Genomic DNA, 20,149 nt, shown 5'->3' with positions numbered 1-20,149 from the left:
AGGAGTTACAGGACCGCCCGCGAGAGCGGGCACGACATGCATCGTGGACCGCCGCGGCCGGAACCGAGTTCCGACCCGGCGATCCGCAGTACCTCGATCCCCGAATCCTCGAGGCGGGTGTTCGTCTCGACATTGCGTTCGTAGGCGACGACGACGCCGGGCGCCACGGCCAGCGTGTTGTTCCCGTCGTCCCACTGCTCACGCTCGGCGACAACGGAATCCAGACCGGTGTCGATGACACGCAGTTTCTCGATCCCCATCGCGTCGGCGGCGGCCTCGAGGAAGGGGCGCGGCCCCGAGATCTGCACCGCGCCGTTCTCGCGGTGGATGGCGAACGCCTGGAGGCTGTCCCGGATCGCCGGGTACATCACCACCGCGTCGACGTCGACCATCGTGCACACGGTGTCGAGGTGCATCGACGCCCGGCGCTGCTCGATCGGGACCGCCAACACGGTGTGCGCGAGCTCGTCATCGAAGACACTGCGCGCCAACGCTTCCGCACCGGCCGGACTCGTCCTCTCCCCCACCCCCACGGCGACGACGCCGGGCGCGAGGAGCAACACGTCGCCACCCTCGACGGGCGCGGTGTGCGATTCGTACGCGCGTCGCACGTGGAGGAATTGCGGGTGAAAGGCGTAGATGAGGTCGGTGAGGCTGGTCTCGCGCCGGCGCGCGGGCAGCGCCAGATTGGGGATCGCCACGCGCGAGCCGATCCAGAAGGACGAATCGCGCGTGAAGAGCAGGTTCGGCAGCGGTGCGATCGCGAAATCGGAACCGTGGTGCATCAGCCGCACGAGGGACGGGGCAGCGCCGTTGCCCACCGCGGGCAGTTCGTCGAAGGTCATGCCCGCGATGAGGATCCGGGCGAGCTCGGCAGCGGGCAGGGCACGCAGATGGCCCGTCAGCTCCTCCGCGAGCGCATAACCGAGACGCTGTGCGTCGACGGCCGACGACACGCTTTGCACCCGCGCGGCGCCACTGGCCTCGAGTGTCTCGGTGAGCAGGTCGGCCAGCAGGAACACCTCCACCCCGCGGCTGCGCAGCAGCTCGACGAAGGCGTCGTGTTCCTCCTGGGCGCGCGCCACCCACGGCAGGGCGTCGAAGAGCAGCTGGTCGTTGTTGCGGGGCGTGAGGCGTTCGAGTTCGGCACCGGGCCGGTGCAGCATCACGGCGCGGAGTTCACCGACTTCGGACTCGACACCCCAGCGATGACTCATATGCTCACGGTATCGCGCAGGACGGCGGCATCCGGGTCAGGCGCGTCGAGTACGGCGGCAACGATTGCGAAGAACACACCGAGAACACGAGGGAGATTTCATGGCCGACGACCCGCTCGGGTGCCTGGCACCGTTCGCCGGGCGCTGGACCGGAGGTGGCGACGGCCACTACCGCACCATCGACGACTTCGCGTACGACGAGACGATCGAGTTCGCCACCATTCCCGGAAAGCCCTTCCTGATGTACGTCAGCCGTACGCGGCACCGCACGGAGGGACGCCCGTTGCACACCGAGAACGGCTACCTGCGCCGCAGCGGCGACGACGTCGAACTGCTCGTCTCGCAGCCCACCGGGTTCGTCGAGATCCAGCGGGCCCGGCCGGAGGGCGGCGTGCTGGACTTCACCACCCTCACCCTGGAGCGCTCACCCGACGCCAAGCCCGTACACGAGGTCCGGCGGCGTTTCGAGGTCGACGGCGACGTGCTGGTCTACGACTTCTGGATGGCCCACGCCGACACCCCTCTGACGCATCATCTGCACGCCGAGCTGCACCGCGCGCCGGAATGATTCAGGTGGTTCCGGCCCCGCCGAGCGGTGTCGGATCCACTGAATCATGTCGCGCCGAATTTCATTTGGTGCCGACGACGCGACGGAAGTAGTCGTTGGCGGCCTGCATGACAAGGTTGTAGGGCGGCGCGAACTTACGCGCCCACCAGTAACCGAACCGGGTGTCGAAGGACGTGTAGACCATGAAGCGGTTCTTCAGGATGCCGGTGACGATGCGCTCGGCCACCTTCTCGGGAGTCGCGGCGTGGCGGACGAACCGTTGGGTGAGTTTGCGGACCTCGGGACGATCACGGTCGACGCCGACGATCTGCACGGTGTCGACGAGCGGTGTACGCACGGCCCCCGGGACGACCAGCGAGACACCGATGCCGTCGCGCTTGAGGTCGAACCGCAGCACCTCCGACACTCCCCGCAGACCGAACTTGCTTGCGCTGTAGGCGGCGTGCCACGGCAGGGCGAGCAGCCCGGCGGCCGAGGAGACGTTGACGATGTGCCCGCCGCGACCGGCCTCGATCATGGCCGGCACGAAGTTCTCGATGACGTGGATGGGCCCCATGAGGTTGACGTCCACCATGAGCTTCCAGTGCTCGTGCTGCAGCCGGTCGACGGTGCCCCACACCGACACTCCGGCGACGTTGGCGACGATGTCGAGCGACCCGCACGCCTCGTGCACGTCGCGGGCGAAGGCGGTGACGGCCTCGTAGTCGGAGATGTCGAGGGCGGCCGAGTGCAGCACGGTGCCGCCGCGTTCACGAACGCTGCGGACGACCTCGTCGAGGGCCTCCTCCTGCAGGTCGGTGAGCACCAGCCGGGCCCCGCGATCGGAGGCCGCATGGGCCAGGGCGCGGCCGATTCCGCTGGCCGCGCCGGTCACAAGGAATTTGGTTCCGCGCAGGTCGGTGATCGCCATGGCGACACCCTAGCCTCGCCGTGACGACTCGACGCTCCGGCGCGCCACGGACGAACCGGATGCGCCGGAGCGAAGCGACTTGTGTGTCCGAGCGAAGCGACTTGTGTGTCCGAGCGAAGCGACTTGTGTGTCCGAGCGAAGCGACCTGTGAGCCGGAGTGTTGGGCTCCGGCGGATGGAAACTCAGAGCCGCTGGGCCATCTCCTCCTGGTATTGCCGAATCGTGCGCTCGATCATCTCGACATCGTCGTGGCGATTCTCGCTGCGCGCGAGGTCGGCGCGCTCGCGCAGTACCCGGATCGCCCGACGCAACTCGTCGTCACTCATCCTGTGGTCCATGCCACACAGTCTGCCGGGTTCGGCGTGGACCCGCCAGCGAATGGCCCTGCATACGACGAAAGCCCCGCCGAGGGCGGGGCTTTCAGGGGTGGAGCTGAGGGGAATCGAACCCCTGACCTCTTCGATGCGAACGAAGCGCGCTACCAACTGCGCCACAGCCCCGTAGGTTCCGAGGGAACCGACTCGCAAACTCTAGCAAACCACCCCGTCCATCACGAAATCGGAGTGTCGGCGCAGGTGACGGGCGATTTCACGGCCTGCTCCGAAGCCGGGTCGGGGCCCGCACAGATTCGGTGCGGGCCCCGCCGTAAGCGTCGCAGGACGATCATTCCCCCACTGCGCGGGGAACGACGTAGTCGCCGGACTCGTCGTCGCCGTCGCTCGCTCGGACGTCGTAGCCGTGGTCGATGCCGTAGTCGTCCTCGTAGCGATCGAGGTGCTCGAACTCCGGATCCTCGTCGTCGACCTCGAGGACCACGGCCCCCGGGCGACGCAGGCGCTGCGGAACGTCGTCGTGGCCGCCGCGGGCCCCCGCGCGGGACCGTTGCAGTCGCGCGAGGCGACGCCGCCGGATCTCCTGCTCGAGATGCACCTGGCGCCGCAGGTAGAACAGATAGGCGACGAGGGCCACGGCCGCGAGACCGGCGAGCCACCACATGACCGACGAGACGATCAGGGCGAGCGCCGAGGTCATGATCGCGGCGATCAGCAGGCCGAGGACGGCCCGCTGCCGGAATTCGTATCGTGCGGCGCTGGCGACCGCATCGGCGTGCGGGTCGAATCCGCCGCGGCCCCGGCGTTGCGGTGCGTGTGCGCGCACGGGCTCACGATCGGGTGCTGCTTCGTGGTGGACGTCGGCCTCGTCGGAATCGATCTCCGGCCTGTCGTCGAGTTCAGTGTTCATGCGGTCCTCCGCGGGGGTGCGGTGCGTGCGGTCACGACTCGGACGCCAATGAGGATCGCTGCGGTGCCCGGCGGCCGGCCCTCGAGGGGTGATCGGCTCGTCGTCTCCGCGGTGCAGAACTCGAGTTGCGAGCGCGGCGTCGGTCGTCTGCCGGATTCGAGGACGCTTCGTGACCAGCATGGGAACCAGAACGAACAACCACACGGCAACGAGCCCGATCCACAGAAGCGAGTTCGGCATCCGGTGGTCCTCCCTCCAGTCGTCGCCCTACCAGCCCGTCGACGCCACCGACCTACATGAGGCTAACGGCATCACCGCGTTTACCTGTACAGAAACGCCGACTCGATCGACAACAGACGTCACTCGAGTCACGCGAAACCAATTGACACTTTCTTCACTCTAATCACAGAGATCCCACACGCGCTGGGGATTGTTACTCGAGTTGCGAGTAACCTGCGTTACATAGCGGACGAACCCGACTCGAGACGGAAAGCGATCAGGACCAGGTCGCGCGACCGGCACGGACGAGGCGATCCGAGACCGAGCCCGGCACCTCCTCGACCGTCATCGCGACCAGCAGATGGTCGCGGAACCGGCCCTGGACGTCGAGGTAGCGCTTCAGCAGACCTTCCTCGCGGAAGCCGACCTTGCGCAGCACCGCGCGACTGGCCTCGTTCTCCGGGCGCACGGTGGCCTCGACGCGGTGCAGCCCGACCGGGCCGAAGCAGTGGTCGAGGCCCAGGGCGACGGCGGCGGTCGCGACACCGAGGCCGTTGACCTCCTTCTCCACCCAATAGCCGATCCAGGCCGAGCGCAACGCTCCGCGCACGATGTTGCCCACCGTCAGCTGCCCGCAGAATCTGCCGTCCAGCTCGATGGCCATCGGCAGCATCAGGCCCTTGTGGGCCTCCGAGCGCAGACTCCGGTAGAGCCCCGGCCACACCGAGATGTGGTGCCGCATGTCCCACGGCGCCTCACCGGTCGGCTCCCACGGCTCGAGATGCGCGCGATCTCGCAGACGCAGACGGCTCCACGCCGCGGCGTCGCGCAGTCGGATCGATCGGACGGTCACCACGCCCCCTGCCACCCGCAGCGGCCCGAGCTCCGCCGGCCAGCCGGGATGACGGGACATCAACCACGCTGCCCGAGGAACGCCACGTCCACCGGGTCTCCCGTGCGGATTTCGGAGACCTCGGGATCGACGATGACGAGACAGTTCGCCTCGGCGAGGGTGGCGAGCAGATGCGACGACGAACCCGCGGCGCCGCCGAGCGCCTGCACGAGATAGTCGCCCGTCGTTTCGTCGCGCATGAGCTGGCCGCGCAGGAAACCCTTGCGATCGGGGATCGAGGTGATGGGGGCGACCGTGCGTGCCGAGACCACGCGGCGCATCGGCTGGCGACGGCCGAGCGCGATGCGGATCAGCGGCCGGACCATCACCTCGAAGACGACGAGCGCGCTCACCGGATTGGCGGGCAGCAGGAAGGTCGGCACCTCGTCGCGGCCGAGACGTCCGAAGCCCTGGACCGAGCCCGGATGCATCGCGATCCGCTCGACGCCCATCTCGCCGAGATCGGACAGCGCCTCGCGGACCTCCTCGAGCGCGCCGCCGCCCACGGCCCCGGCGATCACGACGATCTCGGCGCGGATCAGCTGACCCTCGACGACCTCGCGCAGCCGCTTCGGGTCGGTACTGGCGATCCCGACCCGGTTGACGTCGGCTCCGGCGTCACGCGCGGCCGCGGCCAGCGCGTAGGAGTTGACGTCGTAGACCTGTCCCGGCCCCGGGGTGCGGTCGACGTCGACGAGTTCGCCGCCGACGGAGATGACCGACAGTCGCGGGCGCGGATGGACGAGCACCTTGTCGCGGCCGACCGCGGCGAGCAGACCTACCTGGGCGGCCCCGATGATCGTCCCGGCCCGCACTGCGATGTCGCCGGGCTGGACGTCGTCGCCGGTGCGGCGCACGTAGTCGCCGGACCGCACCGGTTCGAGCACCTTGATGCGCGCGGCACCGCCGTCGGTGTTGTCGAGCGGCAGCACCGCGTCGGCGAGCGTCGGCAGCGGCGCACCGGTGTCGACGCGCACCGCCTGACGGGGCTGGAGGCGGATCGGCTGACGCGAACCGGCACGCACCTCGCCCACGACCGGCAGCGTCACCTCGGCGGGCGCGGACCCGCCGTCGGTCTCGGCCGGGGCTTGGAGGTCGACGCTGCGCACGGCGTAGCCATCGATCGCCGCCTGGTCGAATCCGGGTAGGGGTCGCTCGGTGACCACTTCCTCCGCGCACAGCAGACCCTGCGCCTCGGAAATGGCCACCCGGACCGGCCGGGGTGCGACTGCCGCCGCCGTGACCCTGGCCTGCTGATCCTCAACCGACCGCATACCGCTTCTCGTCCTCCAGCCCGTCCTGCAGTCAGCGCTTCAAGCGCTCGATGAGCCACTCGCGCAGCGAAGGCCCGTACTCTTCCGTGTTCAACGCCGAGTCAACCGCAGCGCGCAGATAGCCCCCGGGATTTCCGAGGTCGTGTCGGGTGCCGCGGTGCACCACCACGTGAACGGGGTGGCCCTCGGAGATGAGCAGGGCGATCGCGTCGGTGAGCTGCAACTCTCCCCCGGCTCCGGGCTCGATGCGACGCAGTGCGTCGAAGATCGCCCGGTCGAGCAGGTATCGGCCGGCGGCGGCGAAGGTCGACGGTGCGTCCTCCACGGCCGGCTTCTCGACCATGCCGAGTACCTTGAGCACGTCGGGGTTGGCGGCGTCCGGCACGACCTCGACGTCGAAGACGCCGTACGCGCTGGCCTGTTCCTTGGGCACGTCGATCGCGCACAGCACAGAACCGCCACGCTTGGCGCGGACGCGCTGCATCGTCTCGAGCACGCCGACCGGCAGCACGAGGTCGTCGGGCAGCAGCACGGCGATCGCGTCCTCGTCGGGATCGAGCGCCTCTTCGGCGCACGCCACGGCGTGACCGAGGCCGAGCGGCTTCTCCTGGACCACGGACTCGACCTCGAGCAGCCCCTGGGCCTTGCGGACCTTGGCGAGGAGCTCGTACTTGCCCTTCTCCTCGAGCTTGGACTCGAGGACGAGGTCCTCGACGAAGTGCGCGACCACGCCGTCCTTGCCCGGCGCCGTCACGATGAGAAGGCGTTCGGCGCCCGACTCCGCGGCTTCACCCGCCACGAGCTCGATGCCGGGCGTGTCGACCACCGGCAGGAGTTCCTTCGGAACCGTCTTGGTTGCGGGAAGGAACCGCGTCCCCATACCTGCTGCGGGGACAACCGCGGTCTTGAAATGCCGCGTGCCTCCGGTCGTACTGTTCGTCATAGACTCCCACCCTAAACTTCGGCCACCGAGGACGGTGGTTCGGCGATCGTAAGGCGCAGACATGCCCCCACCCCCGAAAGCGGTCTGGCGTGACCGCATTCTTACAGCTCGGCGCGAGCTGAGTGCTGCGAGGCGCAGAATCGAGGACACCGCGCTCGCCACGGTGGCCTCGACGCTGGCCCCGGTGGGGTCGATGGTGTGCGCATATGTGCCCGTGGGTTCGGAGCCCGGATCGATCGCGCTCCTCGACGCTCTGACCGAGGCCGGAACGACGGTGCTCGTCCCGGTCACGCGCACCGGCGAACCGTTGTCATGGGCCCGCTACATGGGCGAGAAGACGCTGATGGCGGCGGATTTCGGGCTGCGCGAGCCGGGTGGTGAGATCCTCCCGCCCGAGGCGGTGGCGAAGGCTCACACGGTGCTCGTCCCGGCCCTGGCGGTGGACGCGCGGGGCGTGCGGCTCGGCCGCGGCGCCGGCTTCTACGACCGCACCTTGCACCTCGCCTCACCCGAGGCCGTGATCATCGCGGTGGTCCGCGATGAAGAGCTCGTCGACGAACTCCCCGAGGACCCCCACGACATCCGTATGGGATGGGCGCTGACACCCGGGAAAGGGCTGGTCCGGCTCGGTAGCGGCGACCGTGCGGAACAACACACTCCCTAGCGCTGTTGGCACTGTCGGCGGTAGAGTGCCAAAACTGCAGTACGACGAATACTGCGGTTCGACGAACTGGCGGAGGATCAACCGGTGCCCACCTACTCATATGCCTGCACGGCCTGCGACAACAAGTTCGACATCGTGCAGTCCTTCAGTGACGACTCCCTGACCGAATGCCCGCAGTGCGAGGGCAAGCTGCGCAAGCTCTTCAACTCGGTCGGCATCGTGTTCAAGGGCAGCGGCTTCTACCGCACCGACTCCCGCAGCGGCAGCACCGCGAGCGAATCCGCGGCGACGAACTCGAGCAGCTCCTCGTCGAGCGACACCAGCTCGTCGTCGAGCAGTTCGTCGTCGAGCAGTTCGTCGTCGAGCAGTTCGTCGTCGAGCAGCGCCTCTTCTGCACCCGCTGCCGCCGCGAGCTGACTTTCCGGGACTTTCTTTGTCCACAGGTGGTCGAGTCATCCACAGACCGCCGCTTCCGAGGACTCATCGGGGCCGACAGGGCATCCCCACCTTCTAGGTTCGGGGCATGCCCGTCGGCCCTTTCTCGTTCCTCCAGCGTGCGCGCGCGCATCCGCACCACTCGCGCTCCTCTGCGGGTGCCTCGCTGCAGCCCACCCTCCCCGACCGGTTCGTCGAACTCCTCCGCCCCGGCTGGTCGCGCATCGTCCGGGCGCGCCGGATCGCGGCCGGACTCCTTGCCGTCCTCGCGGTGATCCTCGCGCTGCGCGGTGACCCCGACACCGATCGTGTGGGTGTCGTCGTCGCGGCTCACGATCTCGCGCCCGGGCACACCCTCACGGCCGACGATGTCGCGCACGTGGAGCGCGATCGGTCCATTGTGGTCGCCGGGACCCTGCACGACGTCGACGACGCCGTGGGCCACACTCTCGCCGGCCCTGTGCCGGCCGGTGAACCCCTCGTGGACACCCGCCTTCTCGGTCCTCGTCTCGCCGCAGTCGCCACCGGCTCCACCGAGGCCCGCGTAGTGCCCATCCGGCTCGCCGATGCCGGGGTGAGCGAACTGCTCCGTGAGGGCGACCGCGTCGACGTCCTCACTGTCGCGGACAGCCCCGACGGCCTCCTACCCGGTGCGCACGTCCTCGCCCGGGGTGCGGTGGTGGTGCTGGCCGAATCCGACAGGCCGGCGCGGGATCGGAACGAGCGGGTCGTGCTGGTCGCGCTGGAGCCCGAACCTGCCACGGCGGTCGCGGCGGCGTCACTCGTCAGCGCTCTGACCGTCACACTGCACTGAGCATCCGCTCGTTTCCCCAGCGCAATCGCCACCCGGAACCGACCTCGCGGTTTATCGTGTGAACGTCCGTGTGACCTACCTCATGTGCGCGGCTCCGGCGGACAGGCCGCGAAAAGGAGCACACCATGCTGAAGGGCTTCAAGGACTTCATACTCAGGGGCAACGTCCTCGATCTCGCCGTCGCGGTCGTGGTCGGTGCGGCATTCACCGCTATCGTCACCGCCTTCACCGCGAACATCATCGAGCCGCTCATCAGCGCGGTGGGCGGCGACAACGAGATGGGCTGGGGCTTCGAGATCGTGAGCGGCAACCCGGAGACCTTCGTGAACATCGGCGCGGTGATCTCCGCGATCATCAACTTCATCATCATCGCCGCGGTCGTGTACTTCGTGCTCATCGTCCCCGCCAACGCGGCGAAGAAGAAGTTCGTCACCGAACCGGAGGACAAGCAGGCCAGCGCCGAGGACCTGCTCATCCAGATCCGCGACATCCTCGAGGCACAGGCCGGCCAGGCTACTCAGGGCGCTCACGCCAAACCCAACCCGGGCATCGAGTAGGTGGTCGACGACGAAAAGACCGGGCCCGCTCGAGATTCGAGCGAGCCCGGTCTTGTCGTGCTGTGTTCGGCCTGAGCCGGACGTCTACTTAGACGGTCCAGGGAGCACCGTAGGTGGTGACGTTGTCGCCGTTGGCCGTGATGGCGCGGACGAACGGACGGACCTGGACGGCGCCGAGGACGCCGGAGGCCGTGCCGTGGACGTTGGAGAACTGAACGGTCTTGAAATCACCGTCGAACTCGCCCTCGGCGACGACGAGCTCCTCGATGCCCGGAGCCGGGGTCAGCTCGAGCTCGGCGTAGGCCTGCGGGAGGATGTCGGTGACAGTGGCTTCGACCGAGTCGCTGATGCTCAGCTCGAGACCCGGGGTGGAGTAGGTGACGCCGATGGCGCCGTCGATGCTGCCGGCCCACGCGAACTGGTAGCCGAACTGGAAGGTGGTGCCCTCGGCGTCGGCTGCGTCCTCGCCGAGGAGGTTCACGGTGCCGCGGCCGTTGTGGAAGAACTCGCGGTTGAACGGGCTGCCACCGAGGGCCGGAACACCCTGGATGAAGGTGTCCTCCTGGGTCACGACGACCTCGAGGCCGTCGGAGACGATGCGGTTCTGGTCGTTGACCTCGGCCGAAGCGGCGCCCGAGGCACCGAGCACCAGACCGAGGACGGCGGCACCGGCGACGGTGGCGTTACGAGCGGCCTTGAAGCCACGCGACTTGATTCCCATGATTACTCCGTTTGTGGTGGTGGGGATTTCTTGCGGGATGGCGCGGAGCAGGACTAGAGGGTCCAGACCTGACCGTAGGTGGTGACGTTGTCGCCGTTCTCGGTGATCACACGGACGAACGGGCGGACGGAGACAGGACCGACCACGCCGGTGGCGGCACCGTGGACGTTGGCGATCTGGACTTCCTTGTAGTCGCCGTCGAACTGCCCCTCGGCGACAACAAGTTCCTCGATGCCAGGAGCAGGTGTCAGTTCGATACCCGCAGTCAATTGGGGAAGGATGCTTTTGACCGTCAACGTGTCCACAACCTCCGGGCTGGATTCACCCGTAGGCGTGTACAACTCCTTGCCTTCGGCGTCCTTCTTCGGCACCGCCTTCGAAGCGTCTTCGATCTTGTTTCCGTCGTAGTCGACCAAATCGCCCTTCTTGACGACCTTGCCGTTAGCGTCCACGTACTCGCCGTCCTGCTCGGAGCGATTCGGGATCATCTTGTACTGAGGTACCAGCTTCTCCGCAGATTTCAGAGACGCGTCGGGACTGGTCCAGTTAAACCCAATTGAACCGTCGATGGCGGCCGACCACGCGACCTGGTAGCCGAACTGGAAGGTCGAACCCTCGAAGTCCGCCGCCTCGGGGCCGACGATGTTCGCGATGCCGCGGCCGTTGTGGAACCACTCACGGCTCAGCGGGCTGCCGCCGATCGGGGGCACACCGTTGATGAAGGTGTCCTCCTGCGTGACGATGACCTCGTGGCCGTTGGAGACGATCCGGTTCTGGTCGTTGACCTCGGCACCTGCGGCGCCGGCCGATCCGAGAACCAGACCGGCCACAGCAGCTGCTGCCACCGTGGCGTTGCGGGTGGCCCGGAAGCCACGTCGCGTCTGAATCTTCATGAATGCCTCATCCGTTCTCTGCGTGCCGGGTTGCGCACCGCGTCCGACAACAAGTGGTCGCCCTGTCGCCCGCGGGCCGCTGTCCACAGCGAACACACCGGCGGATCACCCGTCGGTGTGTCGGTACGTCCATCGTCCGCACGGTTTTGCTTTACCGATTCGTGACCGAGCCCAGGCCGTGAAGCCTGGGCTCGACCGGTTTGAACCTGAGAGGGAGATTAGACCGTGACCATTCCTGGAGCAACGCCTAGCTTTCGTAACGCTCCGGTATAGGCGCGGTGCAGGCCACGCGCCCAGCGATTCACCGAAGCGGGCAAATCGGACACTTTTCGGGGTGGAATATGCAACCCGGGATTACACGTACATGACCCGCCCACCGCCACATCGGCGCAGGTAGAAGCCACATATTTAGTGCACCCGGAGTGCAGGACGAAATGCCTTCTGTGACTGGAAACACAGATCCAAAAGATCGCGCGGGCCAGATGGAGATGAACGGACCGTTGCGGCGACGTTTCGTTGCGGTCGACAACGGGTTGTAATCCGGTTGAGCGCAACTCGACATCAGTGATACAGATCACCCACCGGAATGGTGCGGAGGCACCTGCCTGCACAGCCATTCATCCGAGTCGCCACCGCCGGAGTCGTTCTCGCCCCGTTCGTCGCGTGTCGTCTCGGGAAGTACATCCCCGAAGATGCGCGCCAGCCGTGCCCGGTCGATCCGGGCACGGCTCTGCTGCTGCTCGCCGGTCACCTCGTCGTGCGAGGGATCACGGTCGTCGGACACGGCGTCGTCACTCCTCCATCCAGGACAACTCTTCGATGACGTGTGCAGCGAGAGGCAACAACGTCGCCATCCCGTCGCGGATGGCGGGACGCGACGACGCGAGGTTCACCACGAGCGTCGATCCGGAGACTCCCACGAGACCGCGGGAGAGGCCGGCGTCGACGGCGCCCGACGCCAGGCCCGACGAACGCAGCGCCTCGGCGATGCCGCGGATCTCATGATCGAGTACGTCCTCGGTCGCGTCGGGAGTCACATCGCGCGGGGTGACACCGGTGCCACCGACGGAGATCACCAGGTCGACGCCGCCGATCACTGCGGTATTGAGTGCATTTCGGATCTCGACCTCGTCGGCAGCGACCGTCACGACACCGTCGACAGCGAAGCCACCTTCGACGAGAAGCTCCGTGACGAGCGGACCCGCGGAGTCCGGACTGTCGCCGTGGGAGACGCGATCGTCGACGACGACGACGAGTGCGCGGCCTTTTCTGGGAGCTTCGAGTTCCATGAGGTCCACGGTAGTTTGCGGCTCGAAAGCATGCGGCTCTTGTACCGGAATGTGAGCTATGTCCATGTCGTTCCTCATCGTCCGGCCGAATCCGACGCAGTCACCACGTCGACTGTGGTCTCGTTGCCGTCGGGCGTCTTGTAGGTGATCTTCACGGTGTCCCCCGGCGCGCGGGAGCGGATCGCGGCGATGAGCGAGTCGCCGTCGGTCACGACCCGATCGTCGACCCGGACGATGATCGCGTTGTCGGGGATTCCGGCTCGGTCGGCCGGCCCGTCGGGCACGACCTCCACGACGCGCGCACCGTAGGCGTCGTCCCGGGACGGAACCTGGACACCGATGATCGCGTGCGTCGCCTTACCCGTGTCGACGAGTTCCTGCGCGACACGCCGGGCCTGTTCGACGGGGATCGCGAAACCGAGGCCGATCGAACCCGACTGTCCGCCGGCCGTGGCGATCGCGGTGTTGATGCCGACGAGGCGGCCTTCCATGTCGACCAGCGCACCGCCGGAGTTGCCGGGGTTGATCGCCGCGTCGGTCTGGATCGCGTCGATGACCGACGCCTGATTGGCGTTGTCCCCGCTCGTGGACACGGGCCGGTTGAGTGCGGACACGATGCCCGCCGTCACGGTGCTCTGCAGTCCGAGCGGTGACCCGACGGCCACGACCTCCTGGCCTACCGCGAGATTCTCCGAACTACCGAGTTCGATGGGAGTGAGATCGGTGCGCCCTTCGGTCCGGATGACAGCGATGTCCGACACCGCATCCGCACCGACGACCGTCGCCGGCGCGGTGGACCCGTCCGAGAAGAAGACCGTCAGTTGCGCCCCCTGACCTCCACCCGCCACGACGTGGTTGTTGGTGAGGATCAATCCGTCCGACGACAGGACCACGCCCGACCCTTCACCCGCGCCGGTGCGTCCTGCGACCTCGATCCGCACGACGCTCGGCACGACCTTGTCGGCGACGGCCTGCACGCTGCCCTCGGGGGCAGCGGCGACCGACTGGGTCTCGGGCTTCGGAGCGTCGAGGGAGTTGACGACCGGTCCGGACGAATCGCGCACCGACCACGCGCCGACCGCGCCACCGATGCCGCCGCTCACCAGCGCGAGCGCGATGGCCCCCACGGCGAGGGCGGAGCGACCCGGCACCCGGCCGGATCCTGCGGTCGGTGGCGGAGGTGCCGACTGCTGGGGTGTGTGCGGGTAGGGGCCGGTGTATCCGCCGGGGCCGTACGGATGGGGTTGCGGTTGCGGTGCTCCCGCGCCGCGGGTGGGGTCCTCACTCATTCGTCACTTCACCTTCGTCCGCCGGGGCCACCGGACGCATACGGGTCGACGTCGGCGTGCGGTGGCCGATGATGCGGGGTGCGTCGAGCACCTCCGCGCTTCTTCGTCCAGCATGGACCGGGCAGCTGAGAGTCGCCTCAGAAGTACCCGCGATTCTGCTGTCGAATTCATTCGATCTCGGTGGGGTGTGTCTCTCCGTCGAGGGCCGGTGTGCCGGGCAGCACGATGCGGATCAGCGCGCCGCCCCGATCCGACCGTTCGACGGCGATCGTCCCGCCGTGCTTCGTGACCATCTGTCGCACGATGGCCAGTCCCAGACCGGATCCCGGCATCGACCGCGCGGTCGTCGCCCGGTAGAACCGTTCGAACACCAGTTCGCGTTCCTCCTCCGGGATCCCCGGGCCGGCGTCGTCGACGGTCAGCTCCATCAGACCGCTGGCGATCTGCCGCATGTTCACGACGACGTCTTCCCCCGCCGGGCTCCACTTGGCCGCATTGTCGAGGACGTTGACCACGGCGCGGGTGAGCCCGGCCTGGTCGCCGAAGACGAACCACTGCTCGGTGGTGGCCCGGAACTCGATGTCGGTACGCCGTCGACGCGCACGTTCGAGACTGCGGTCCACCACCTCGGCGACGTCGACGACCTCGAAGACCGTCTCCGGTGCATCCTCACGAGCGAGGTCGACGAGATCGCCGACGAGCGTCGACAACTCCTCGATCTGGCCGATGACGTCGGCCCGCAGCTCGGCCATGTCCTCGTCGGGCAGGCTCGGTGCACCGGGACGGCTCGCGGCGATGAGCAGTTCCATGTTGGTGCGCAGCGAGGTCAGCGGTGTCTTCAGTTCGTGGCCGGCGTCGGCGACCAGCCGGCTCTGCCGTTCTCGCGACTCGGCGAGCGCACGCAGCATCATGTTGAAGCTCTCGGTGAGGCGGGCGAGCTCGTCGTGCCCGGTCACCCGGATGGGCCGCAGGTCGTCGGTGCGCGCGACCCGCTCGGCGGCGGCGGTGAGCCGGGCGACGGGACGCAGACCGGTGCGGCCGACGGTCGCGCCGACGGCGGCGGCGAGCACCACCCCGCACCCGCCGACGATGAACAGCACACTCGCCAGGCGGTTGAGGATCTCGACGGTGGGACGCAGTCGCTGCGCGATCACGACCGTGCTGCCGTCGGGCATGCGCTGGGCCAGTACGCGCTGCTGGGCGACGGTGCGCAGCGACGACTCCCGGTCGCCCTCGGCCACCGCCAGTTCGGGTTCGCCGATGGGCACCGACGAGCCCGGCGGCACGTACCTGCCGAGATCCGGGTAGATCAGGGCAACGCTGATGTCGGAGCTGTAGAGCTGGGCCCCACCGATGTAGCGCGGGTCGTAGGTGATGAGGGTGCTCGACTCGACGAGCGCGGCGGCCCGCGCCCGCAACTGGGTGTCGACCTCCGAGTACAACGCCCGCGAGACCACGGCGTAGGCCGCGATGGAGGTGACGGCGACGGCGAGCGCCACTGCGCCGGCCGCGAGAAGCGTGACGCGGATGCGCAGCGGCACCGAGCGGGTCAGGAGAAGAGGTGGTCGCATCAGGTCGCTCACGGCGGGGTCTCGCGCAGCACGTACCCGACGCCGCGCACCGTGTGGATCAGGCGCGGTTCCCCACCGGCCTCGGTCTTGCGTCGCAGATACCCCACGTAGACCTCGAGGGCGTTGCCGGAGGTCGGGAAGTCGTAACCCCACACCTCCTCGAGGATGCGGCTGCGCGTGAGGACCCTCCTCGGGTTTGCCATGAGCATCTCCATCAGGGAGAACTCGGTGCGGGTGAGGCTGATCGGCCGGTCGCCGCGAGTGACCTCGCGGGTCGCAGGGTCGAGGCTGAGGTCGGCGAACCGCAGCACCTCGTCGGCGGACGAGTCCGGGTCGGGCGCGGCACGACGCAGCAGCGCCCGCAGTCGCGCGAGCAGTTCCTCGAGCGCGAACGGTTTCGGCAGGTAGTCGTCGGCCCCCGCGTCGAGACCCGCGACCCGCTCCGAGACGGAGTCGCGCGCCGTGAGGACGAGGATCGGCAGGTCGTCGCCGGTGCTGCGGAGCCGGCGGCACACTTCGAGGCCGTCGACGCGCGGCATCATGACGTCGAGCACCATCGCATCCGGACGCGACGTCGCGACCTGTTCGAGGGCGTCCTGCCCGTCCGTCGCGAGGTCGACCGTGTATCCGTTGAAGCTCAGTGACCGGCGCAGCGACTCCCGCACTGCACGGTCGTCGTCGACCACCAGAATGCGCATGATCACCATTGTGGCCTGCGCCTACTGAGAGCGCGCTGAGAACCCGCGGTGGCCGGCGGGCTCTACGACTCAGTCGGTCCGCGGGTCGACCTCACCCCTGTGCACGGCCTCGACGAGCCTGCGGGGCACCTTCACGGTCGTTCCGTCGACCGTGATCGGCACGAGATCGGGGACCTTCGCCGTCCACTGCGACCGGCGGTGACGGGTGTTGGAGCGGGACTTCCTGCGTTTGGGGACTGCCATGTCGTTCTCCTTCGATGTCGGGACGTGCGGGATCAGGGTCGGCGCCGGCCGTACTTGCGTTCGAACTTCTCGACGCGACCGGCGGTGTCGAGCAGGCGGGCGGCGCCCGTCCAGAACGGATGCGAGTCGCTCGTGACGTCGACGACGATCAGCGGGTAGGTAAGGCCGTCCGACCAGACGGTCGTGCGTTCGGATGTCGCGGTGGAGCGGGTCAGGAAGGTGGCGCCGGTGTTGGCGTCCTGGAAGACCACGGGGTGGTAGTCGGGATGCAGGCCTGATTTCATCGGTGTCCTTCTCTCTCGTTGTCGCGGCGGTCTGCCGGGAGGTCGTCACAAGGGTCTTCGTGGAATCGGCCGAAGGGGTCGCGCCAGGTCGGCCACAGATCGGGGCGGGCGAACTCGTCGTCTGTCACGACCGCCGCGCGCAGCGTGCGGTCGATGAGTTCCGAGTCGGCGTCGTGGACGAGGACGACGATGCTCGTGTCCCGGTCGCCGTAGCGTTCGTCCCAGCGCAGCGACGCCATCGCGCGGCGTTCCGCCGGGATCTCGCGCTGCTGATCGGGAGCCATCGACGCGAGCCATGGCCCCGCGTGAGCGACCCGCAGTCCTCCACCGGCTGATTCGACGAGCAGCGCATTGTCGGGTTGGGTGGCGACCCACAGTCGCCCGCGGGCGCGCACGACGCCGTCGAGCAGCACGTCGATCGCGTGGTGGAGACGTTCCGGATGGAACGGCCGGTCGGCGGAGAACTCGACGAGGCGGATTCCGCAGTCGTCGTCGAGAGGCGGTTGACCTCGTAGGAGAGGCGAGTGCGCTCCGTCGATCGCCCCCCGACGGGCGGTGGCGGGTATCTCCCGGAGGAGCCGCTCGACGTCCGGTTCCCCCGCCCACGCGATCGGCGCGTCCGGGGCGAGTCGGGTGAGCACCGCGTGCAGGCGCGCCTGCTGCCAGCCGTCCGCTCCGGGGAGCACCACCAGCGCATCGGCGAACTCGACCTGGCCGACGACGACCTGCGCCAGGGTGCGGTCGTCGTCGACACGCTCGTTCAGTTCGTCGTCGCCCGTCGCGTCCTCAAGCCAGGTTGCGGCGTCGAGGCAGGTCACGACGCCGTCCACCCGGACATCGAGGGACGCGGGTCCGTCGACACGACCGACGATCCCGCTCACCACGACATGTTCGACTGCCCAGCACAATGCCTCGGGTTCGAGTTGCGGGTCGAGGTGCAGCACGATCCGGTCGACGCTGCTGTAGTCGCGCATGCGGCGCAGAAGCGGCAGCAGATCCTCGCGCAGTGTGCAGGAGACGCACCCGTGCGCGAGTTCGAGGATCTCGGTGCGTTCATCCTCGACGGTGAGCACGGAGCGGCGGAGTACGCCCTGGTCGAGACCGGACAGGTCATGGTGGACGACCGCGGTGCCCGGACGCAGTAGTGACCGCGCGGCCTGCGCAGTCCGTCCGCGCCATCCGCAGACGATGACGAGCGGCGTCCTGATGTCCACAGCATTCCTTTCGATAACGATTGTCATTAACGATGTCGAAGCGTACAGTTGGCGGCGCACTTTGTCGAAAATGATTGTCGTTACCTACGAAAGGAGCCGACGTGTCGGCCACGTGCCAACTCACCGGACGGCGACCCGGTTTCGGGAGATCCGTATCGCACTCCCATGTCCGCACCAGCCGGCGGTGGAACCCGAACATCCAGCGCAGAACCTATTTCGTACCCTCGCTCGGACGCCGGGTCGCGCTGAACCTGTCCACCAAGGGCATCAAGATCGTCGACCGCGACGGCATCGAGAGCGTTGTCGCCCGTCTGCGTGCCCGCGGGGAGAAGTTCTGATGGCAGCACGCAGCGAGATCCGTCCCGTCGTCAAGCTTCGCTCGACCGCCGGGACCGGCTACACCTACGTCACCCGGAAGAACCGCCGGAACGATCCCGACCGTCTCGTCCTGCGCAAGTACGACCCCGTGCTGCGCAGACACGTCGACTTCCGCGAGGAGAAGTAGTCGTGGCGAAGAAATCGAAGATCGCACGCAACGAGCAACGGAAGGCGATCGTGGCCCGGTACGCCGAGCGCCGCGAGGAACTGAAGGAGGTCGTGCGCCGACCGTCGTCCTCGCCCGAAGAGCGCAACGAAGCCCAGCGGGCACTGCAGCGTCTACCCCGCGACGCCAGTCCGGTACGATTGCGCAATCGAGACGCTGCGGACGGCCGCCCGCGCGGCCACCTGCGAAAGTTCGGGCTCTCACGAGTGCGTGTGCGTGAACTCGCCCACCGCGGGGAACTACCCGGCGTCCACAAGTCGAGCTGGTGAGGAGCGAGATATGGCAGTCAAGCGAGGACCGTCGAAGAAGTCGCGTGCCGTAGAGGGACGCAAGCCCAAGAAGAACCCCCTCTTCGCGGCGAAGATCGAGTACGTCGACTACAAGGACGTCAATCTGCTCCGCACCTTCATCTCCGACCGCGGCAAGATCCGCAGCCGTCGCGTCACGGGCCTGACCCCGCAGCAGCAGCGTCAGGTGGCCGTCGCGGTGAAGAACGCCCGTGAGATGGCCTTGCTCCCCTACGTCAGCAGCAAGTAGGTCGTAGCTTCCGACGCCGCCTCTCCCCATCGGGAGGGGCGGCGTCGTCGTATGTGCACCCGAGACCGGTGTTGTTTTCGAAGATCGGCCGAGAATCACAAATAACACCGGTCTCGACGCTCGCTGCGGTCCGATGGCGGGACGACACTCCGGGGTCCTTAGACTAGGCAACCGTGTCGGGTGTGATCGCGGGGTTCAGTGTCATCTTCGTGATCATCGCCATCGGCTTCACGCTGGGGCGCCTGGGCACCCTCGGGCACGAGGCGCAGACGGTGCTCAGCCGGCTCGTCTTCTTCGTCGCCACCCCCGCGCTGCTGTTCGACGTGCTCGCGACGTCCGACCTGTCGGTGATCTTCTCGCCCAATCTCTACATCGCAGCGGCCACGGCGTTCGCCGTCGCGATCGTGCACTTCGTCGTCGCGAAGCTCTGGCTGCGACGTGCGGTTCCCGAGGCGACCATCGGCGCGCTGTGCGCCGGCTACGTCAACTCCGCGAACCTCGGCATCCCCATTGCGGTCTTCGTGCTCGGCGACGCGTCGTTCGTCGCGCCCCTGTTGTTGTTCCAGATCGTCGTGCTCTCCCCCATCGCGCTGACGATGCTCGACCTGTCGACGATGCGCGCCGGGGTCTCGCTCCTCGACACCCTGCTCGCGCCGTTCAAGAACCCCATCGTCCTGGCCGCCGCGGCCGGACTCGCCATCGCGATCAGCGAGTGGACGCCTCCCGAGGCGTTGCTGCAGCCGTTCCATCTGCTCGGCGGCGCGTCGGTGCCCGGTGCGCTGCTCGCGTTCGGATTGTCGCTGCAGGGCGTCCGGGTGCTCGAGAAGGGGACGAGCCCGCGCCGCGACATCGCGCTCGCCTCGGTGCTCAAGATCCTCGCCCAGCCGGTGCTCGCGTATCTGATGGGGCGTTTCGTGTTCGGCCTCGACGGCCATGCGCTGTTCGCCGTCGTGGTGGTCGCCGCGCTACCCACCGCGCAGAACGTGTTCGTCTACGCGAGCGCTTACGGTCGCGGCACGGTGCTCGCCCGCGACGCCGCCCTCGTCACCACCCTCGCCTCCATCCCTGCGATCGGCGTGACCGCCGCCCTGCTGGCGTGATGAACACGCGACACGGGAATACCGTGGGAAC

At 67.9% G+C, this 20,149-nt stretch carries 27 protein-coding genes and 1 tRNA gene; 10 read left to right on the top strand and 18 right to left on the bottom strand.

The window, feature by feature from the left end; translation table 11 throughout:
* Nucleotides 1-5: 5 nt before the first annotated feature.
* Nucleotides 6-1,217: an arginine deiminase gene (arcA, locus tag NVV99_RS07215; protein ID WP_006553799.1), complete on the bottom strand. Its 1,212-nt coding sequence runs from the start codon at nt 1,215-1,217 to the stop codon at nt 6-8.
* A gap of 100 nt (nt 1,218-1,317) precedes the next feature.
* On the opposite strand from arcA, the gene NVV99_RS07210 reads away from it, so the two are divergent.
* Nucleotides 1,318-1,785, top strand: coding sequence for an FABP family protein (locus NVV99_RS07210; protein WP_006553798.1), 468 nt, complete (start codon nt 1,318-1,320; stop codon nt 1,783-1,785).
* A 61-nt stretch (nt 1,786-1,846) separates the two neighbouring features.
* Here NVV99_RS07210 and NVV99_RS07205 read toward each other — a convergent pair whose 3' ends face one another.
* The 7 genes from NVV99_RS07205 to NVV99_RS07175 all read right to left on the bottom strand — a co-directional run bounded on the left by NVV99_RS07205 (nt 1,847) and on the right by NVV99_RS07175 (nt 7,265).
* The gene (locus tag NVV99_RS07205) at nt 1,847-2,695 is read right to left on the bottom strand and encodes an SDR family oxidoreductase (protein WP_024103196.1); all 849 of its coding nucleotides are present in this window, start codon (nt 2,693-2,695) and stop codon (nt 1,847-1,849) included.
* Between the two features lie 182 nt (nt 2,696-2,877).
* Nucleotides 2,878-3,021, bottom strand: a complete 144-nt coding sequence (locus NVV99_RS07200) for a hypothetical protein (protein WP_153811617.1) — start codon at nt 3,019-3,021, stop codon at nt 2,878-2,880.
* A gap of 101 nt (nt 3,022-3,122) precedes the next feature.
* Nucleotides 3,123-3,195: transfer RNA gene (locus NVV99_RS07195), tRNA-Ala, on the bottom strand.
* A gap of 163 nt (nt 3,196-3,358) precedes the next feature.
* On the bottom strand, nt 3,359-4,177 hold the full coding sequence (glpR, locus tag NVV99_RS07190; protein ID WP_024103194.1) for a gephyrin-like molybdotransferase receptor GlpR: 819 nt from the start codon (nt 4,175-4,177) through the stop codon (nt 3,359-3,361).
* Nucleotides 4,178-4,433: 256 nt separating this feature from the next.
* A complete protein-coding gene (locus tag NVV99_RS07185; protein ID WP_019288787.1) occupies nt 4,434-5,069 on the bottom strand; it encodes a GNAT family N-acetyltransferase in 636 nt (211 codons plus the stop codon).
* On the bottom strand, nt 5,069-6,322 hold the full coding sequence (glp, locus tag NVV99_RS07180) for a gephyrin-like molybdotransferase Glp (protein WP_024103192.1): 1,254 nt from the start codon (nt 6,320-6,322) through the stop codon (nt 5,069-5,071). The genes NVV99_RS07185 and glp overlap by 1 nt, the downstream gene beginning before the upstream one ends.
* Nucleotides 6,323-6,353: 31 nt before the next feature.
* Entirely contained in the window at nt 6,354-7,265 is a 912-nt protein-coding gene (locus NVV99_RS07175; protein WP_260782781.1) for a UTP--glucose-1-phosphate uridylyltransferase, read from the bottom strand.
* A gap of 61 nt (nt 7,266-7,326) precedes the next feature.
* Between NVV99_RS07175 and NVV99_RS07170 the strand changes: the two genes are divergently transcribed.
* The 4 genes from NVV99_RS07170 (at nt 7,327) to mscL (ending at nt 9,735) form a co-directional block, all read left to right on the top strand.
* The gene (locus tag NVV99_RS07170) at nt 7,327-7,929 is read left to right on the top strand and encodes a 5-formyltetrahydrofolate cyclo-ligase (RefSeq protein WP_260782780.1); all 603 of its coding nucleotides are present in this window, start codon (nt 7,327-7,329) and stop codon (nt 7,927-7,929) included.
* Between the two features lie 84 nt (nt 7,930-8,013).
* Nucleotides 8,014-8,346 carry an FmdB family zinc ribbon protein gene (locus NVV99_RS07165; RefSeq protein WP_260782779.1) on the top strand — a complete coding sequence of 111 codons (333 nt, stop codon included), beginning with the start codon at nt 8,014-8,016 and terminating at the stop codon, nt 8,344-8,346.
* Between the two features lie 106 nt (nt 8,347-8,452).
* A complete protein-coding gene (locus NVV99_RS07160; protein ID WP_064255727.1) occupies nt 8,453-9,178 on the top strand; it encodes an SAF domain-containing protein in 726 nt (241 codons plus the stop codon).
* 125 nt (nt 9,179-9,303) lie between these two features.
* The gene (gene mscL, locus NVV99_RS07155) at nt 9,304-9,735 is read left to right on the top strand and encodes a large-conductance mechanosensitive channel protein MscL (protein ID WP_006553790.1); all 432 of its coding nucleotides are present in this window, start codon (nt 9,304-9,306) and stop codon (nt 9,733-9,735) included.
* Between the two features lie 88 nt (nt 9,736-9,823).
* On the opposite strand, the gene NVV99_RS07150 is transcribed toward mscL, so the two are convergent.
* The 10 genes from NVV99_RS07150 to NVV99_RS07105 form a co-directional block, all read right to left on the bottom strand.
* Nucleotides 9,824-10,456, bottom strand: a complete 633-nt coding sequence (locus NVV99_RS07150; RefSeq protein WP_064255726.1) for an MspA family porin — start codon at nt 10,454-10,456, stop codon at nt 9,824-9,826.
* A gap of 53 nt (nt 10,457-10,509) precedes the next feature.
* Nucleotides 10,510-11,349 (bottom strand): MspA family porin, encoded by an 840-nt coding sequence (locus NVV99_RS07145; RefSeq protein WP_064255725.1) that lies wholly within the window; start codon nt 11,347-11,349, stop codon nt 10,510-10,512.
* 574 nt (nt 11,350-11,923) lie between these two features.
* The gene (locus tag NVV99_RS07140) at nt 11,924-12,133 is read right to left on the bottom strand and encodes a hypothetical protein (protein WP_260782778.1); all 210 of its coding nucleotides are present in this window, start codon (nt 12,131-12,133) and stop codon (nt 11,924-11,926) included.
* A gap of 7 nt (nt 12,134-12,140) precedes the next feature.
* A complete protein-coding gene (locus tag NVV99_RS07135; protein WP_006553786.1) occupies nt 12,141-12,638 on the bottom strand; it encodes a molybdenum cofactor biosynthesis protein B in 498 nt (165 codons plus the stop codon).
* Nucleotides 12,639-12,712: 74 nt separating this feature from the next.
* Nucleotides 12,713-13,927 carry a S1C family serine protease gene (locus NVV99_RS07130; RefSeq protein WP_260782777.1) on the bottom strand — a complete coding sequence of 405 codons (1,215 nt, stop codon included), beginning with the start codon at nt 13,925-13,927 and terminating at the stop codon, nt 12,713-12,715.
* Nucleotides 13,928-14,094: 167 nt separating this feature from the next.
* Nucleotides 14,095-15,498: a HAMP domain-containing sensor histidine kinase gene (locus NVV99_RS07125; protein ID WP_064255798.1), complete on the bottom strand. Its 1,404-nt coding sequence runs from the start codon at nt 15,496-15,498 to the stop codon at nt 14,095-14,097.
* 8 nt (nt 15,499-15,506) lie between these two features.
* Nucleotides 15,507-16,202, bottom strand: a complete 696-nt coding sequence (locus tag NVV99_RS07120) for a response regulator transcription factor (protein ID WP_170318560.1) — start codon at nt 16,200-16,202, stop codon at nt 15,507-15,509.
* A 63-nt stretch (nt 16,203-16,265) separates the two neighbouring features.
* Nucleotides 16,266-16,439, bottom strand: coding sequence for a 50S ribosomal protein L32 (rpmF, locus tag NVV99_RS07115; RefSeq protein WP_006553782.1), 174 nt, complete (start codon nt 16,437-16,439; stop codon nt 16,266-16,268).
* A gap of 32 nt (nt 16,440-16,471) precedes the next feature.
* Nucleotides 16,472-16,723, bottom strand: coding sequence for a type B 50S ribosomal protein L31 (locus NVV99_RS07110; RefSeq protein WP_006553781.1), 252 nt, complete (start codon nt 16,721-16,723; stop codon nt 16,472-16,474).
* The gene (locus tag NVV99_RS07105; RefSeq protein WP_024103181.1) at nt 16,720-17,937 is read right to left on the bottom strand and encodes a GTP-binding protein; all 1,218 of its coding nucleotides are present in this window, start codon (nt 17,935-17,937) and stop codon (nt 16,720-16,722) included. Before NVV99_RS07105 ends, NVV99_RS07110 begins: the two co-directional genes overlap by 4 nt.
* 101 nt (nt 17,938-18,038) lie before the next feature.
* Here NVV99_RS07105 and rpmB point away from each other — a divergent pair, with 101 nt between their 5' ends.
* The 5 genes from rpmB (at nt 18,039) to NVV99_RS07080 (ending at nt 20,118) form a co-directional block, all read left to right on the top strand.
* On the top strand, nt 18,039-18,275 hold the full coding sequence (gene rpmB, locus NVV99_RS07100; protein ID WP_006553779.1) for a 50S ribosomal protein L28: 237 nt from the start codon (nt 18,039-18,041) through the stop codon (nt 18,273-18,275).
* Nucleotides 18,275-18,442 (top strand): 50S ribosomal protein L33, encoded by a 168-nt coding sequence (gene rpmG, locus NVV99_RS07095; RefSeq protein ID WP_006553778.1) that lies wholly within the window; start codon nt 18,275-18,277, stop codon nt 18,440-18,442. Before rpmB ends, rpmG begins: the two co-directional genes overlap by 1 nt.
* 2 nt (nt 18,443-18,444) lie before the next feature.
* The gene (gene rpsN / locus NVV99_RS07090; RefSeq protein ID WP_024103180.1) at nt 18,445-18,750 is read left to right on the top strand and encodes a 30S ribosomal protein S14; all 306 of its coding nucleotides are present in this window, start codon (nt 18,445-18,447) and stop codon (nt 18,748-18,750) included.
* Between the two features lie 10 nt (nt 18,751-18,760).
* A complete protein-coding gene (gene rpsR / locus NVV99_RS07085) occupies nt 18,761-19,018 on the top strand; it encodes a 30S ribosomal protein S18 (RefSeq protein WP_006553776.1) in 258 nt (85 codons plus the stop codon).
* A 173-nt stretch (nt 19,019-19,191) separates the two neighbouring features.
* Entirely contained in the window at nt 19,192-20,118 is a 927-nt protein-coding gene (locus NVV99_RS07080) for an AEC family transporter (protein ID WP_024103179.1), read from the top strand.
* Nucleotides 20,119-20,149 lie beyond the last annotated feature (31 nt).

It is taken from the genome of Rhodococcus sp. PAE-6 (assembly GCF_025290685.1).
Classification (GTDB): Bacteria; Actinomycetota; Actinomycetes; order Mycobacteriales; family Mycobacteriaceae; genus Rhodococcus; species Rhodococcus pyridinivorans.
This window is presented reverse-complemented; position numbering and strand designations above follow the sequence as displayed.

Excerpts from the sequence above, each read along its gene's own strand:
- NVV99_RS07160 (WP_064255727.1), top strand. The coding sequence starts at position 8,453 with ATGCCCGTCGGCCCTTTCTCGTTCCTCCAGCGTGCGCGCGCGCATCCG.
- NVV99_RS07210 (WP_006553798.1), top strand. The coding sequence starts at position 1,318 with ATGGCCGACGACCCGCTCGGGTGCCTGGCACCGTTCGCCGGGCGCTGG.
- NVV99_RS07135 (WP_006553786.1), bottom strand. The coding sequence starts at position 12,638 with ATGGAACTCGAAGCTCCCAGAAAAGGCCGCGCACTCGTCGTCGTCGTC.
- NVV99_RS07110 (WP_006553781.1), bottom strand. The coding sequence starts at position 16,723 with ATGAAATCAGGCCTGCATCCCGACTACCACCCCGTGGTCTTCCAGGAC.
- NVV99_RS07175 (WP_260782781.1), bottom strand. The coding sequence starts at position 7,265 with ATGACGAACAGTACGACCGGAGGCACGCGGCATTTCAAGACCGCGGTT.
- mscL (WP_006553790.1), top strand. The coding sequence starts at position 9,304 with ATGCTGAAGGGCTTCAAGGACTTCATACTCAGGGGCAACGTCCTCGAT.
- NVV99_RS07130 (WP_260782777.1), bottom strand. The coding sequence starts at position 13,927 with ATGAGTGAGGACCCCACCCGCGGCGCGGGAGCACCGCAACCGCAACCC.
- NVV99_RS07205 (WP_024103196.1), bottom strand. The coding sequence starts at position 2,695 with ATGGCGATCACCGACCTGCGCGGAACCAAATTCCTTGTGACCGGCGCG.
- rpmF (WP_006553782.1), bottom strand. The coding sequence starts at position 16,439 with ATGGCAGTCCCCAAACGCAGGAAGTCCCGCTCCAACACCCGTCACCGC.
- rpmG (WP_006553778.1), top strand. The coding sequence starts at position 18,275 with ATGGCAGCACGCAGCGAGATCCGTCCCGTCGTCAAGCTTCGCTCGACC.
- NVV99_RS07170 (WP_260782780.1), top strand. The coding sequence starts at position 7,327 with ATGCCCCCACCCCCGAAAGCGGTCTGGCGTGACCGCATTCTTACAGCT.
- NVV99_RS07145 (WP_064255725.1), bottom strand. The coding sequence starts at position 11,349 with ATGAAGATTCAGACGCGACGTGGCTTCCGGGCCACCCGCAACGCCACG.
- arcA (WP_006553799.1), bottom strand. The coding sequence starts at position 1,217 with ATGAGTCATCGCTGGGGTGTCGAGTCCGAAGTCGGTGAACTCCGCGCC.
- glpR (WP_024103194.1), bottom strand. The coding sequence starts at position 4,177 with ATGCCGAACTCGCTTCTGTGGATCGGGCTCGTTGCCGTGTGGTTGTTC.
- NVV99_RS07185 (WP_019288787.1), bottom strand. The coding sequence starts at position 5,069 with ATGTCCCGTCATCCCGGCTGGCCGGCGGAGCTCGGGCCGCTGCGGGTG.
- NVV99_RS07150 (WP_064255726.1), bottom strand. The coding sequence starts at position 10,456 with ATGGGAATCAAGTCGCGTGGCTTCAAGGCCGCTCGTAACGCCACCGTC.
- NVV99_RS07125 (WP_064255798.1), bottom strand. The coding sequence starts at position 15,498 with ATGCGACCACCTCTTCTCCTGACCCGCTCGGTGCCGCTGCGCATCCGC.
- glp (WP_024103192.1), bottom strand. The coding sequence starts at position 6,322 with ATGCGGTCGGTTGAGGATCAGCAGGCCAGGGTCACGGCGGCGGCAGTC.
- NVV99_RS07200 (WP_153811617.1), bottom strand. The coding sequence starts at position 3,021 with ATGAGTGACGACGAGTTGCGTCGGGCGATCCGGGTACTGCGCGAGCGC.
- rpsR (WP_006553776.1), top strand. The coding sequence starts at position 18,761 with ATGGCAGTCAAGCGAGGACCGTCGAAGAAGTCGCGTGCCGTAGAGGGA.